Source organism: Micromonospora fulviviridis, assembly GCF_014648395.1.
Lineage (GTDB): Bacteria > Actinomycetota > Actinomycetes > Mycobacteriales > Micromonosporaceae > Micromonospora > Micromonospora fulviviridis.
Map to the genome: position 1 here is coordinate 356,025 of NZ_BMRA01000005.1, position 13,985 is coordinate 370,009.

At 73.6% G+C, this 13,985-nt stretch carries 12 protein-coding genes; 8 read left to right on the plus strand and 4 right to left on the minus strand.

All coding sequences use genetic code 11. The features are described from left to right. The first annotated feature begins 18 nt into the window (after positions 1–18). The 3 genes from IEY96_RS15845 to IEY96_RS15855 all read left to right on the plus strand — a co-directional run bounded on the left by IEY96_RS15845 (position 19) and on the right by IEY96_RS15855 (position 3,868). Positions 19–1,026, plus strand: coding sequence for an ABC transporter permease (locus tag IEY96_RS15845; protein WP_189195563.1), 1,008 nt, complete (start codon positions 19–21; stop codon positions 1,024–1,026). Between the two features lie 12 nt (positions 1,027–1,038). Beyond that, complete coding sequence (locus tag IEY96_RS15850) at positions 1,039–2,025, plus strand: ABC transporter permease (RefSeq protein WP_189195564.1); 987 nt, start codon at positions 1,039–1,041, stop codon at positions 2,023–2,025. Between the two features lie 106 nt (positions 2,026–2,131). Further along, entirely contained in the window at positions 2,132–3,868 is a 1,737-nt protein-coding gene (locus IEY96_RS15855; RefSeq protein WP_189195565.1) for an ABC transporter substrate-binding protein, read from the plus strand. A 48-nt stretch (positions 3,869–3,916) separates the two neighbouring features. Here the strand turns inward: IEY96_RS15855 and IEY96_RS15860 are convergent, their stop codons facing one another. Then, complete coding sequence (locus IEY96_RS15860) at positions 3,917–6,061, minus strand: S9 family peptidase (RefSeq protein ID WP_189195566.1); 2,145 nt, start codon at positions 6,059–6,061, stop codon at positions 3,917–3,919. Positions 6,062–6,148: 87 nt separating this feature from the next. Between IEY96_RS15860 and mshB the strand changes: the two genes are divergently transcribed. From mshB to IEY96_RS15875, 3 genes are all read left to right on the plus strand, one after another. Further along, on the plus strand, positions 6,149–7,072 hold the full coding sequence (gene mshB, locus IEY96_RS15865) for an N-acetyl-1-D-myo-inositol-2-amino-2-deoxy-alpha-D-glucopyranoside deacetylase (RefSeq protein ID WP_189195567.1): 924 nt from the start codon (positions 6,149–6,151) through the stop codon (positions 7,070–7,072). A 17-nt stretch (positions 7,073–7,089) separates the two neighbouring features. After that, positions 7,090–7,560 (plus strand): hypothetical protein, encoded by a 471-nt coding sequence (locus tag IEY96_RS15870; protein WP_189195568.1) that lies wholly within the window; start codon positions 7,090–7,092, stop codon positions 7,558–7,560. A gap of 86 nt (positions 7,561–7,646) precedes the next feature. Continuing rightward, on the plus strand, positions 7,647–8,111 hold the full coding sequence (locus IEY96_RS15875; RefSeq protein WP_189195569.1) for a hypothetical protein: 465 nt from the start codon (positions 7,647–7,649) through the stop codon (positions 8,109–8,111). 129 nt (positions 8,112–8,240) lie between these two features. On the opposite strand, the gene IEY96_RS15880 is transcribed toward IEY96_RS15875, so the two are convergent. Beyond that, positions 8,241–9,323, minus strand: a complete 1,083-nt coding sequence (locus IEY96_RS15880) for a hypothetical protein (RefSeq protein WP_189195570.1) — start codon at positions 9,321–9,323, stop codon at positions 8,241–8,243. A 68-nt stretch (positions 9,324–9,391) separates the two neighbouring features. Beyond that, positions 9,392–10,342, minus strand: a complete 951-nt coding sequence (locus IEY96_RS15885) for a GNAT family N-acetyltransferase (protein ID WP_189195571.1) — start codon at positions 10,340–10,342, stop codon at positions 9,392–9,394. Positions 10,343–10,421: 79 nt separating this feature from the next. Between IEY96_RS15885 and fdxA the strand changes: the two genes are divergently transcribed. Then, the gene (gene fdxA, locus IEY96_RS15890) at positions 10,422–10,748 is read left to right on the plus strand and encodes a ferredoxin (protein ID WP_007464872.1); all 327 of its coding nucleotides are present in this window, start codon (positions 10,422–10,424) and stop codon (positions 10,746–10,748) included. Further along, complete coding sequence (gene dapC, locus IEY96_RS15895; RefSeq protein ID WP_308429922.1) at positions 10,745–11,854, plus strand: succinyldiaminopimelate transaminase; 1,110 nt, start codon at positions 10,745–10,747, stop codon at positions 11,852–11,854. Before fdxA ends, dapC begins: the two co-directional genes overlap by 4 nt. Before the next feature lie 48 nt (positions 11,855–11,902). Here dapC and IEY96_RS15900 read toward each other — a convergent pair whose 3' ends face one another. Further along, the gene (locus IEY96_RS15900; RefSeq protein ID WP_189195572.1) at positions 11,903–13,744 is read right to left on the minus strand and encodes a M48 family metallopeptidase; all 1,842 of its coding nucleotides are present in this window, start codon (positions 13,742–13,744) and stop codon (positions 11,903–11,905) included. Between the last annotated feature and the right edge of the window lie 241 nt (positions 13,745–13,985).

Sequence of the window (13,985 nt, forward strand, 5' to 3'; positions counted from 1 at the left end):
AACCGAGGAGTTGCCGCAATGAGCCTGTCCCCCGTCGAGGGCGCGGCGCGGGCCGAGATGGAGCCGGCCGCCGACCCCGTGAAGCCCGACGAGCAGGGCATCGTCGGCCGGTCGCCCGGCCAGCTCGCCTGGGCCCGGCTCCGCCGGGACCGCACGGCCATGGTCAGCGGCGTCGTGCTGGTCCTCTTCGTCGTGCTGGCGCTCGCCGCGCCGCTGATCTCCAAGCTCTACGGCGTCGGCCCGAACGAGCAGTTCCAGCAGCTCCTGGACGGCAACGGCATGCCGCTGGGCTACGTCGGCGGCATCACCGGCGACCACTGGTTCGGGCTGGAGCCGCGGCTCGGCCGGGACATCTTCATCCGCATGATCTACGGCATGCGGACGTCGCTGTTCATCGCGTTCGCGGCCGCCCTGGTGACCACCGCGATCGGGGTGGCGGCCGGCATCCTCGCCGGCTTCCTCGGCGGGATCGTCGACACGGTGATCAGCTGGATCACCGACGTGGCGCTGGCCCTGCCCTTCCTCATCTTCGCCCTCGCCGTGGTGCCCACCGTGGGGCTGCGCTTCTACGGCCCGCGGGAGGAGGTGCCGCCGGCGTTCCAGGTGACCGTGCTCATCGGCATCTTCGCCGCGTTCGGCTGGACGAGCACCGCCCGGCTGGTCCGGGGGCAGGTGATCTCGCTGCGCGAGCGGGAGTTCGTGGAGGCGGCCAGGGCCAGCGGCGCCGGACTGGGCCACATGCTGTTCCGGCAGCTCCTGCCCAACCTGTGGGCGCCGATCCTGGTCGCGTTCTCGCTCGCCGTGCCGTCGTACATCACCGGTGAGGCGGCGCTGTCCTTCCTCGGCATCGGCATCCTCGAACCCACCGCCGACTTCGGTCGGATGATCTTCCAGAGCATCCCGTACCTGCAGACCGACCCGGCGTACGTGTTCTTCCCCGGCGTCACGATCTTCATCCTCGTGCTCGCCTTCAACCTGCTCGGCGACGCGCTACGTGACGCGCTCGACCCGAAGTCGTCCCGGTAGGGGTGGAGCCTCATGACCCGATTCCTGGTACGCCGGCTGCTCACCGCGGTCCTCACCCTCTTCGCGGTGAGCGTGCTCAGCTTCCTGATGTTCTTCGGCCTGCCCCGCGACCCGGTCAGCGGCATGTGCCCGAAGAACTGCAACGCCGAACGGTTGGAGCGGGTCCGCGAGGAACTGGGCCTGCGTGACCCGCTGCCCGAGCAGTACGCGAACTACATGAAGGGCATCGTCACCGGGCGGGACCTGGGCAGCTCCCAGGGCGGCCGGTGCGACGCCCCCTGCCTCGGCTACTCCTACGTCAACAGCGAGGCGGTCACCGACACCCTGACCCGGGTGCTCCCGGTGACCCTGAGCATCGTCATCCCGGCGGCGGTGCTCTGGCTGGTGCTGGGCGTCGGGCTCGGCATGGTCTCGGCGCTACGACGGGGCACCCTGCTGGACCGGCTGGCCATCGGCTTCTCGCTGGCCGGCGCCTCGATGCAGCTCTACTTCGTCGGCGCCGTGCTGCTCCTGATCTTCACCTACAACCTGCGGATCACCCCGACACCGGGCTACACCTCCATCTTCGACAATCCGGTGAAGTGGGCCAGCGGTCTCGTCCTCGCCTGGGTCTGCCTGGCCTTCCTCTTCTCCGCGATCTACGCCCGGCTGTCCCGGGCCCAGATGCTGGAGACGCTCTCCGAGGACTTCGTCCGCACCGCGCGGGCCAAGGGCGTGCCGAAACGGAAGGTGTACGGCCGGCACGCGCTGCGCGCGGCGATCACCCCGATCGTCACCATCGCCGGCCTGGACGTCGGCAGCGCGCTGGGCGGCACGGTGATCACCGAGACCACCTTCGGCATCCAGGGGCTCGGCCGCACCGCCGTGGACGCGGTCCGCTCCGGGGACCTGCCGACCATCATGGCCACCGTGCTGATCTCGGCGGTCTTCATCGTGGTCGCCAACATCGTGGTCGACCTGCTCTATGCGGCCATCGACCCCCGGGTCCGGTTGCGATAGCGCAACGGCGCCCGGCAGGGCGTGGAGAAATCCACCGCTCTCTGTTACACAAACCGTAGTTTTCCTACGTCGTCTGACGAGGCTCCGTGATAGGGAGGAGGCGCACATGCGCCTGAAGAGGGCAGCCGCCACGGGCGGCGCGCTCGCACTGCTCGTGGTGATGGGGGCGTGCAGCGAGAACAAGGGCACCGACGGCGGCTCCGGTGAGAACCGGGTGCAGAGCGGCTCGATCGCCACCGACCCCAAGGATTCGATGGGGCCGGCCGCCGAGGTGCCCGGCGCCGCCAAGGGCGGGACCTTCCGGGTGATCCGGGAGACCAAGATCTCGCACCTCGACCCGCAGCGGGTCTACTCGTTCGCCGGTCTGATGAACGCCCCGCTCTACAGCCGCTTCCTGACCACGTTCAAGGACGACGGCTCGGGCAAGGTGACCCTGGTCGGCGACCTCGCCGAGACCCCGGGCACCGACGTCAACAAGGACTGCAAGGTCTGGGAATTCAAGATCAAGGACGGGGTGAAGTTCGAGGACGGCAGCGCGATCACCTCCAAGGAGATCGCGTACGGCATCGCCCGTTCCTTCGACCCGGACCTGACCGGCGGCCCGACCTACCTGCAGGAGTGGCTCGCCAACGACCCGCAGTACGACACCAAGTGGAACTTCAAGGCGAACAAGACCTCGCTGCCGCCGGGCCTGACCGCGCCGGACGCGAAGACGCTCAAGTTCGAGTTCGCCAAGCCGCACTGTGACCTGCCGTTCGCGGCGTCGCTGCCGTACACCGCGCCGCTGAAGGCGGACAAGGACACCGGCGTCAACCTGGACAACCAGCCGTTCTCCTCCGGGCCCTACAAGATCACCAAGAACACCGCCGGTGTCGAGCTGGTGATGGAGCGGAACGAGAACTGGGACCCGAAGACGGACCCGGTGCGGCACGCGTACCCGGACAAGATCGTCTGGAACTACGGCCCGGACGCCGAGGCGGGCGCCAACCGGGTGATCTCCGACAATGGCGACGACCAGACGGCGCTGGCCTGGAACGGCGTGCCGTCGGCGCTGGTCGCCCGGGTCACCGGCGACGCGACGCTGAAGGACCGCTCGGTGCGCGGCCAGACCCCCAGCCTGTGGCGGCTGACCATCAACACCCAGCGGGTCACCGACCTGTCGGTGCGCCAGGCGCTCAACTACGCGATCGACCGGGACGGCTTCATCAAGGCGTACGGCGGTGAGGCGTCCGCCAAGGCCGTCACCACGCTGATGCCGCCGTCGACCATCGGCTGGGAGAGCTACGACGCCTACCCGGCCGGCCCGAGCGGCAACGTCGAGAAGGCCAAGGAGCTGCTCGCCGGCAAGACCCCGGAGCTGGTGCTCGGCATCAGCGACGACTCGCCGGAGCTGGCCACCCAGCTCAAGGCCAACCTGGAGAAGGCCGGCTTCAAGATCACGGTCAAGACCATCCCGACCGACGCCAAGCTCGACGAGACCAGCAAGAAGAACAACCCGTACGACCTCTGGACCGACCAGTGGGCCGCGGACTGGCCGAGCGGTGCGGCGATCCTGCCCGTGCTCTTCGACGGCCGCACCATCAAGGCCGAGAGCAACAGCAACACCTCGTACGTGAACAGCGACGAGATCAACAAGGAGTTCGACCGGATCCTCGCCATGCCGGCCGGTGAGCAGGGCAAGGAGTGGGCCAAGCTCGACAAGCGCATCATGACCGAGCTGGCCCCGGCCGTGCCGCTCTTCGTCGAGCAGGGCTACTACCTGCACGGCTCCAAGGTGGGCGGGATCTACCTGTCCAGCATCTTCGGCTACCCCGCCTTCACGAACGTCTACGTGAAGCAGTGACGGCCTGACAGCGGGGCCCCGGTCCGATCGGGCCGGGGCCCCCGCGCGTCACAGGTGGCGGCGGAGGAAGTCGAGCTCCAGGCGGAGCAGGCGTTCGGCCAACCCGCCGGCCGCCATGTGGGTGGCGCCGGTGAGGGGCAGCACGGCGTGCGGGCGGCCCGCGGCCAGCAGCGCCCCCGACAGCCGCAGCGTGTGCGCGGCCAGCACGTTGTCGTCCATCAGGCCGTGCACCAGCAGCATCGGCCGGGCCTGCGCCGGGTCGCCGACCGGCTCGGCGGCCAGCTCGACCAGCGAGTGGTGGGCGTAGACGTCCATCCCGTCGTCCGGCATCCCCAGATAGCGCTCGGTGTACGCGGTGTCGTACAGCGTCCAGTCGGTGACCGGCGCGCCGACGATCGCGCACCGGAACAGCTCCGGGTGGCGCAGCACCGCCAACCCGGCCAGCCAGCCACCGAACGACCAGCCGCGCACCGCCACCCGCTCCAGGTCCAGGTCCGGGTGCTTGCCGGCGAGCGCGGTCAGCGCGTCCACCTGGTCGGTCAGGATCACGTCGGCCACCCGCCGGTGGATCGCCTTCTCGAACGAGGGGGCGATGCCGGGGGTGCCCCGGTTGTCGATGGTCACCACGGCGAAGCCCTGCTCGGCCCACCACTGCCGTTCCAGCCAGGCCCCCCGCGCCGCGATCACCTCCTGGTGGCCCGGGCCGCCGTAGACGTCCAGCAGCACCGGCAGCTTCGTGCCCTTCACGTGCTCACCCGGGTAGAGCACCGCGCTCGGCAGCCGCCGGTCGGTCACCCGGACCAGCGTGGGCCGCGGCGCGTACGGCGGGGTCGCGGCGCGCGAGCCCAGCTCACCCACCTCGCGGTCGCCGTGCCAGACCCGCCACCGGGTGCCCGGGTGCTCCAGTGAGGCCACCCCCACGGCCAGCGTGCTGCCGCCGATCGCGGCGGTGTGCCAGCCGGGGTCGCTGCCCATCCGGCGGGCGTCCACCCCGCCGCCGATCGCCGTTCGCACCCGGTAGAGGTGGCGCTGGCTCGGTTCGCCCTCGCTCGCCTCGACCAGCAGGTCCGCCGCCGCGTTCGGGCCGGCCGGCAGCCTGCCCACCACCCGCCGCACGTAGAGCGAGGGCGGGGTGAGCAGGGTGCCGTCGGCGAACAGGCAGCGGGCGTCGTACCCGTCGTGGGCCAGCTCGCCGCCGACCAGCACCCGGCCGTCGGGCAGGTGCGCCGGGGTGCCGGGGATGGGCTCCACCCAGCGCGGGTCGGCCAGCTCGGCGTGCACCTGCGTCTCCCCGGTGCGCGGATCCACGGCCAGCACCAGCCCGTGCTGCTGCGACCGGCGCAGCACGGTGATCAGCGGGCCGCCGTCGGCCCAGTCCACCGAGGTGAGGTACGGGTAGGTCTCCCGGTCCCAGTGCACGTCGACCCAACCGCCGTCGAGGTCGAGCAGGTGCAGGCTGACCTCCGCGTTCGGCCCACCCGCCCGGGGGTACGCCACGGACGTCGGCGGGCTCGCCGGGTCGGACGGGTCGTGCAGGTGCCAGCGGTCCAGCCGGGACTCGTCCACCCGGGCGGCCAGCACCGAGCGCCCGTCCGGGGACCACCAGTAGCCGCGGAACCGGCCGAACTCCTCCGCCGCGATGTGCTCGGCCAGCCCCCAGGTCACCCCGCTGTCCTCGCCGGCGAGCAGGTTGTCCGTGCCGTCCGGTTCGACCACGCGCAGCTGGCCCCGGCGTACCCCCTCGGCGGCGTCGGTCACGTAGGCCAGCCGTTCGCCGGTCGGGTCGGGACGCGGGTCGATCACCGGACCGACGGCGGCCACCTCGACCACGTCGCCGTGCACCAGGTCGGCCCGGAACAGGCGGCCGGCGAGCGCGAACGCGGCCACCCGGCCGGCGCCGTCCAGGGCGTACGAGCCGATGCCGGCGGCGCTGAGCCGCAGCCGCTCGCGCAGCGCCCGCTCACCCGGCGCCAGCTCGACCGGTTCGCCGTCGGTGCCGAGCAGCACCGCCGGGTCGGCGACGAGGCGCTCCTCGCCGGAGGCGACGTCGAGCAGCCAGAGCGCGTCGGCCGGGTCCTCCGGTCCCGACGAGCGCAGGAAGATGACCCGGGAGCCGTCGTCGGTGACGGAGACGGAGCGCGGCGCCCCGTGGCTGAACCGACGGGTGCGGGCGGCCAGCTCGGGAAAGTCCACGCCTGTAGAGAGTAGGCGCGCGCCGGGCGTGATGTGGCCGACCTGGGCGGACGCGTAAGCATCGAGCGGGCAGGACCGCCGGTTAGAGTGACGGGCGTGACGAGCCTGCCCGACCGACGCCTGCTGCTGGTCCACGCGCACCCCGACGACGAGTCCATCGGCACCGGCGCGACGATGGCGCACTACGCCGCCACCGGCGCCCACGTCACCCTGGTCACCTGCACGCTGGGCGAGGAGGGCGAGATCCACGTGCCGGCGCTGGCCCAGCTCGCCGCGGCCGAGGCCGACCAGCTCGGCGGCTACCGGATCGGCGAGCTGGCGGCCGCCTGCGCGGCGCTCGGCGTCACCGACCACCGCTTCCTCGGCGGCGCGGGCCGCTACCGCGACTCCGGGATGATGGGGCTGGCCACCAACGAACACCCGCGGGCGTTCTGGCAGGCCGACCTCGACGAGGCCGCCGGCCACCTGCTGGAGGTCATCCGCGAGGTCCGCCCGCAGGTGATGATCACGTACGACCCGAACGGCTTCTACGGCCACCCCGACCACATCCAGGCACACCGGGTCGCCATGCGCGGCGTGGAACTCGCCGCCGCCGAGGGGATCGCCCCGGCGAAGGTCTACTGGACGGCGATGCCGCGCGGCGTGCTGGAGGCCGGCCTGGACGCGTTCACCGAGTCGTCGGACAACCCCTTCGCCGGCATCGAGAGCGCGGACGAGCTGCCCTTCGGCACCCCGGACGAGGGGATCGCCGCGTGCATCGACGCCACCGACCAGCACGTCGCCAAGGAGGCGGCGATGCGGGCGCACGCCACCCAGATCCCGGCCAACTCCTGGCTCTACTCGATCGCCGGCAACTTCGGCGCCGAATTCATGGGGGTGGAGTACTTCACCCTCGCGGTCGGCGAGAAGGGCCCGGGCAGCGGCCCGTACGGCTGGGAGGACGACCTCTTCGCCGGGTTGGCGCTGGACCGGCCGGACCGGTCCCCGGTCACGGCGGCCGGCCTCCGGTGACGCTGCCCGCCGCACCCATGTCGGTCGCCCCCGAGCAGGAGCCCCCCGCGCCCGAGCCGCCGGCCCGGGCGGTCGACCTCGTGCTGCGCGTCGCCGGCGGGGTGGTGGCGGTCTGGGCCGGCGTCCTCGCCGCGGTGCTCGCCCTGCTCTTCGCCACCTGGGCCTGGGAGGTGGTCGAGGGCCTGTCCGGCGGCGCCGGCAAGGCCCTGGTCGGCATCTCGCTGGCGGTGGGCGGGATCGCCGCGGTGGTGGTGCTGACGGTGCTGGTGAGCTGGTTCGCCCACCTGGCGGTCGGCACCCGCTGGGCGGCGGCGCTGGCGGCCCTGCCCTGGTTCGTGGTGATCGTCGCGGGCGGCTTCCGCACCGTCGAGGGCGACCTCGCGCTCAGCGGCGACAACGTGCTCGGCCTCGGGCTCATCGTGGCGGGCGCGATCACCTTCGCGGTGATGGGTTTCCGGCAGATCGTGGTGCCGCCCGCCGTCCGCTGAGGGTGCAGACGCCGCACAGGTTGCGGTGGTAGATATCTCTGCCAGGAGCCCACCGAGGGGGCGGGCGGTACGGCGGGAGGCGTGCGATGTTCCAGCGGTGGCGTGCGGTCGGCGTGCTGGCGGCCGCGCTGTTCGTGGTCAACGTGGTGGCGCGGCTGGTCATCAAGTTCGCCTACCCTGACGACGACACCGCCGCCGGCCGGGTGTCGCTCGTGATGTTCCTGGTCATCGGGCTGATCCTGGCCGTCACGGCGTTCCGCTGGGGCGCGGAGCGGCCGGCCGGCCACTGGACCGGCGACCTGGCCGTCGCGGTGGTCGCGGCGCTGGCGCTGACCGTCTTCGTCGGCCCGCTGCTGGTCGGCGAGAACCCGTTCGAGGGTGGCGCCGGCCTCTTCTTCGCCCAGATCTGGCTCTACCTGGCGGCCACGGTGGCCGGCGTGCTGGTCGGTTACCTGACCCTCACCGCGCTGGGGCGCGACTTCCGCTCGCGGCAGCTCAAGCGCTACGCCGAGCTGAAGGCGACCAAGCCCCGCAAGGTCGTCCGCCGCTGAGGCGGCCCGCGACCCCGCGGCGTGCCGGCGCCGGGTGATCCCGCCCGGCGCCGCCCCCTCCGGGTACGGCGTCCGGGCGGAACCGGCCCGGCGTCGCGGCCTCGCCCGCGGTGGGCGCGGCCGTCCCGCTCAGTCCCGCCCGGTGGCGGGCAGGGGCGGCGTGTCGACCGACTCGGCGGCCGGACCGGAGCCTCCGGTGATCATGGTGCCCTCCGGGGTGACCACCTCATCCACCGCGTCCACCTCCGGCGGCACCATGGACGCCACGACCCGGTCCGCCGTGTCCATGCTCAGCGTCGGGCCCGAGCGGGATCCGTCGGCCACCCGGACGGGCTGCCGGCCGCCGGTGTCCGCGCCGCCGGACCGCTGCCGCGGGACCGTTCCGCCGTCCGCCTCGGCCCGCGGCTTGGGGGCGGCCGTCGCGCTCGCGGCCGGCAGGGCCGGCAACTCGGTCGCCTCCGTACCCGGCGCCTCCAGCTCCGCGGCGCGGCGCTCGACCTCCTCGACCTCCGGGGCCTGCGGCGCGACGTCCGCCAGATCCGCCGCCCGCTGTTCCAGCTCCGCGAGCTCCGTCGCGTCCGGTGCCGCGCCGGTCGGCGTATCCCGGCGGGAGCCCGACCGGGATCCGCGCGAGCCGGAGCCGTCCCGCGGGCTGGAGCCGCCTCGCGATCCGGTGGTCTTGCGGCCCTCGCGCAGGGCCTGGACGAGCGCGTCGACCAGCTCCGGCTTGCGCATGTCGGCGGTGCCGGTGACGCCGCGCCGGCGGAGGCGGTCGCGGAGCTGGTCGACCTTCAGGCGGGCGATCTCGCTCTCGTTGACCTCGGGGGTGTTCGGCGTCTGGTTGCCCGGCTGTTCACCGCCGTTGCCGCGACGGCGGGGCGCGGAACCGGCGCCCGAGCGGCCGCCCGTGCCGCGCCGGCCGGGTCCGGAGGCGGACGAGGCCCGGTCACGACCGGAACCCGAGCCGCCGCGGGAACGGGTGGTCTTGCGGCCCTCGCGCAGGGCCTGGACGAGCGCGTCGACCAGCTCCGGCTTGCGCATGTCGGCGGTGCCGGTGACGCCGCGCCGGCGCAGCCGGTCGCGGAGCTGGTCGACCTTCAGGCGGGCGATCTCGCTCTCGTTGATGTCGGGGGTGTCCGGCGTCTGGTTGCCGGGCTGGTTCTTCGTCGCCGCCGCGCCGCTGCCGCGCCGCGCCGTGTGCTGCTTGGCCATCGCGCAGGTCCTTCCTCACCGGGGTACGGACCTCTCCGTACCCCGGACGACCTGCCGGAACCCTTCGATCAGTCCGGGGCGACCCGGGTCAGGTAGGTGTGGTGGGTGGTGAAGCCGAGCCGCTGGTAGAGGGCCACGGCGCCGGTGTTGCGCTGCTCCACCTGGAGGAACGCCTGCGTGGCGCCCTCCGCCCGGCCCCAGTCGGCCAGCGCCCGGATGACCGCGCCCGCGTACCCGCGCCGGCGGGCCTCCGGCAGCACCTCGATGAGCGTGAGGCCGAGCCAGCGCCCCTCGCCGGTGACCGTGCCCCGGCCCACCGCGAGCAGCCGGCCGTCGACGTGCAGGTGGGCGAAGCGGACCCGGTCCACGGCGGTCAGCACGTGCCGTGCGGCGTCGGGCAGCCCGCCCTTGCGGCCGGCCGCCACCGACAGCCACTCCGCCGAGGGCGTCGGGGACAGCCCGACCGGCGGCAGGTCGGGGCGCCCCGGCGGCAGCGCGGCGAGCGGCGCGGTCTGCACCAGCACCGGCGGCCGGGCGGCCCAGCCCCGCGCGTCCAGCTCGGCGCCGACCGGCGCGGCCAGTGGCAGCGGGGTGTTCACCAGGGCGGGCTGGCCTCGGTCGGCGTACCAGCGCTGCACCGCGTCCAGCGCGGCGGGCAGCGGGCGGTCCGGGTCGCCGACCGGCAGCGCGCTGTTCGCCCGGCCGGTCCAGCCCGCGGCGCTGCGCAGCAGCCAGCCGCCGAGCCGCCCGCGTACCGGGGCGGGCCACGCCTCGTCGGCGGCCAGCTCGAGGGCGATCACGGCGGCGGCCGTCGGCCGGCGGGCCGCCGGTACCCGTTTCGCGCGGTGCACCTCGTCCACCGGGACCCGCAGCCGGCCCCGGTCGGTGGCCAGCGTGATGTGGGTCTCGCTCAGCTCGACCAGTTCGCCGAGCGCGTCCGAGAACAGCGGCCGGCCTTCGCGAATCCCCACAATCCGGCGGACCACGATCCGGTGTCCCACGTCCTGCTGTCGGAGCACGATCGACCCCCTCCCCGGCGAGATACTAGGCTCTAACCGTCGCGGATGATCGCGACGAGTCTTGCGGAGGAGAAGACCGGTGACCTACATCATCGCCGAGCCGTGCGTGGACGTGCTCGACAAGGCATGCATCGAGGAGTGCCCGGTCGACTGCATCTACGAGGGCAACCGGATGCTCTACATCCACCCCGACGAGTGCGTCGACTGTGGTGCCTGTGAGCCGGTCTGCCCGGTCGAAGCGATCTTCTACGAGGACGACGTCCCGGAGCAGTGGAAGGACTACACCGGGGCGAACTACGAGTTCTTCGAGGACCTGGGCTCGCCGGGCGGCGCCTCCAAGATCGGCAAGGTGGAGAAGGACGCGACCTTCGTGGCCGCGCAGCCGCCGCGCGGAGAGGGCCACTGAACCGGCCCGCGCCGGTCTCGTCGCGGCTGCCCGACTTCACCTGGGACACCCTGGACGCCGCGGCCGCGACGGCCGCGGCGCACCCGGACGGTCTCATCAACCTCTCGATGGGCACGCCGGTCGACCCGGTGCCGGCGCTGATCCGGCAGGCGCTGGCCGACGCGTCGAACGCGCCGGGCTACCCGCTGACCGCGGGCACTCCCGCGCTGCGGGACGCCATCGCGGCCTGGGTGGCGCGCGCCTGCGGCGCGGGCGTCGACGGGCTCGGGGTGCTGCCCACGATCGGCTCGAAGGAGCTGGTCGCCTGGCTGCCCACGCTGCTCGGCGTCGGCCCCGGCGACGTGGTCGTGGTGCCGTCGATCGCCTACCCGACGTACGAGGACGGGGCCCGGCTGGCCGGCGCCACCACGGTGCGCAGCGACTCGCTGACCGCCCTGGGCCCCGACCCGCGGGTCCGGCTGGTCTGGGTGAACTCGCCCGGCAACCCCACGGGGCGGGTGCTGCCCGCCCGCCATCTGCGCAAGGTCGTCGACTGGGCGCGCGAGCGCGGCGCGGTGGTCGCCAGCGACGAGTGCTACCTGCCCCTGGGCTGGGACGCCGAGCCCGTGTCGGTCCTCTCGCCGGAGGTCTGCGGCGGGTCGTACGCGGGCGTGCTGGCGGTGCACTCGCTCTCCAAGCGCTCCAACCTGGCCGGCTACCGGGCCGGCTTCGTGGCCGGTGACCCGGCGCTGGTGGCCGAGCTGCTCAAGATCCGCAAGCACGCCGGCATGATCGTGCCGGCCCCGGTGCAGGCGGCCATGGTGGCCGCGCTGGGCGACCAGGCGCACGCCGACGCGCAGCGGGAGCGCTACCGGGCCCGGCGGGAGAAGCTGTACGCCGCGTTCACCGGCGCCGGCTTCACCGTCGAGCACTCCGAGGCGGGGCTCTACCTCTGGATGACCCGGGACGAGGACTGCTGGGACACCGTCGACTGGCTGGCCCGCCGGGGCATCCTGGTCGCCGCCGGCGTCTTCTACGGCCCGGCCGGCGCCCGGCACGTCCGGGTGGCGCTCACCGAGTCGGACGAGCACGTCGACGCGGTCGCCGGCCGGCTCGCCCAGCTCTGACCGACGTGCGCGGCGGCCGGCCCCGAGAGGTCGGCCGCCGCGCACGCGTCAGTCGTTGATCCGCTGGAACACCCGCAGCAGGGTGTCCCGGCTGCGCTTCTCCAGGAACTCGCTGGCCATCAGCTCCTGCAGCGACACGGTCCGGCCGTCGAAGAGGGTCAGGGTGGCCTTCAGCGGCACCTCGCGCTTCACCTCGACCGAGGTGATCTCCTCGTAGGGCAGGTACGGGTGCCGGGCGGCCAGGTCGGCGACCGGCACCGCGCCGACGAGCGACGTGAGCCGCTTCTCGCCCTCGCTGGACTTGCCCGGGTCGGGGATCAGGACCAGGCCGTTGTCGAGCACGAGGATGTCGTGCTCCCGGCCGTCGACCTTGATGTTGGCGAGCCCGCCGATCAGGTCGGCGTTGCGGGCCGAGGCCCGGGCTTGCACCACGGTGGCGTGGGCGGCGTCGATCCTCAGCTCGGCGAGGCGGGTGAGCGCCTCGTTCAGGGTCTCCGGTGCGACCGCCAGCTTGGCGATGCCGGCCAGGTCGAGTGGCTCGCCCGCCGGGCCGACCAGCGGGGCCGGCCCCGACCAGGAGAGCTGCCAGCGGGCCCGCCCGGAGCGGACCGCGGCGTTGTCCAGCAGGGTCTCCATCGGGCCGGCGAAGGCCGCGGCGGCCTCCTTGCGGGTGGCGCCGCTGAAGAACTGCTCGGCGAACTGGCCGAGCCGGCCGGCACGGACCAGGTCCAGCAGGGTGGGCAGGCCCGGGGTGGGGGTGCCGATGAACCGGCCGGCCGCCCGGTAGATGCCGTCCGCCTGCCGCTGCACGGTGGCGGCCACCGACTCCGCGACGAACTCCGCCCAGGGCAGCACCCGCCGCGAGCCGTGCTCGACCACGAGGCCCTGGAGGTGCCGCCCGGCCCCGGCCACGTCGGCGAGCAGGGCCCAGGCCGGCCGGTCGTCCGGCGCCACCGGCGCGGCGGGCGTGGCCGTCATGGCGGCGACGCGTACGCCGATCGGGGGGTGGGTGTCCCAGCGCGACGGCTCGCGCTCCGGGGCGTTCTCCCGCAGCTCGTCGATCTCGTCCCGGCGGGCATGGAGCAGCATGGCGAAGCCGCCGAAGAGGTCGTCCGGCGCGAGCCCGGCCGTCCAGCCCGGCTCGACGTAGCGGCGCATGTAGAAGGCCCAGGCCGCGTCGAGCGCGGGCAGGGTGCGCAGCGCCGAGGTGGCCGCCTCGGTGCCGGCGAGCGCCACCGACGACCGGTCCGCCTCCAGCTCCTGGCGGCGCGAGGCGGCGTTGTCGACCATCAGGTAGAGCTTCGAGTAGCCCTTGAAGATCCAGCCGACCGGGTTGCGCGGGCTGATCCGGTCGACGGTCTCCTCGATGGCCAGCCGGCCGCGGTAGGCGACCCCGCCCAGCCGGGTGTGCTGGCCGGAGTAGTGGCCCAGCTCGTGGGCCAGCACCGAGCGGAGCTGGTCGATCCGCATGGCTTGGAGCAGCGGCAGTCCGACGTAGAGGGTGCGCCGGCCGCCGATCAGGCCGAGCAGCTTGCTCTGCTCGCCGACCGCCGCGTTCACCTCGGGCACCAGGCGGATCTCGTCGGGCGCGCGGGTTCCGACGGCCGTGGCCAGCTCCCGGACCGTGGCCCAGAGCCACGGCGCCGCCCGCTCGTCCAGGATCAGGCCGGGCGCCGGCTCGTTCTTCGTACGGATCGCCTTCCACAGCCCGACCCCGACCGCGCCGAGCGCGACCACCAGCGGGAGCAGCAGCTTGCCGGTGACCAGGCCGCTGGTGTGGCTGAACAGCCAGACGCCGAGCGCGGCCACGGCGGCGAGCTGGAGCAGCGCGACGACGTAGAAACCGATCAACATGACCACCGAGGCGAGCGCCCGGTACGTGGCGGACATGTACTTCCCTTTCCCCCGTTGGACCGGCCCGTCCGGTGGGCCGCCGGGGGACCGTACGACGCGAGCGCTGCTCGGACAACCCCCTTCCGTGCCGCCGGTACCCGGGCCGGCCGCAGCCGCACGACGACTCGCCCTGCACTTCGCGTGGGCGGTGACGGACAGCCAGGGCTGGGCGCCGGACGGTATCCTCGGCGGAACTTGCAGCGGGGCCGGGCCGGCTCCGCACGACGGGACGCCGAGG

Excerpts from the sequence above, each read along its gene's own strand:
- IEY96_RS15880 (WP_189195570.1), bottom strand. The coding sequence starts at position 9,323 with ATGGCCAAGCAGCACACGGCGCGGCGCGGCAGCGGCGCGGCGGCGACG.
- IEY96_RS15850 (WP_189195564.1), top strand. The coding sequence starts at position 1,039 with ATGACCCGATTCCTGGTACGCCGGCTGCTCACCGCGGTCCTCACCCTC.
- IEY96_RS15875 (WP_189195569.1), top strand. The coding sequence starts at position 7,647 with ATGTTCCAGCGGTGGCGTGCGGTCGGCGTGCTGGCGGCCGCGCTGTTC.
- IEY96_RS15900 (WP_189195572.1), bottom strand. The coding sequence starts at position 13,744 with ATGTCCGCCACGTACCGGGCGCTCGCCTCGGTGGTCATGTTGATCGGT.
- IEY96_RS15845 (WP_189195563.1), top strand. The coding sequence starts at position 19 with ATGAGCCTGTCCCCCGTCGAGGGCGCGGCGCGGGCCGAGATGGAGCCG.
- IEY96_RS15855 (WP_189195565.1), top strand. The coding sequence starts at position 2,132 with ATGCGCCTGAAGAGGGCAGCCGCCACGGGCGGCGCGCTCGCACTGCTC.
- IEY96_RS15870 (WP_189195568.1), top strand. The coding sequence starts at position 7,090 with ATGTCGGTCGCCCCCGAGCAGGAGCCCCCCGCGCCCGAGCCGCCGGCC.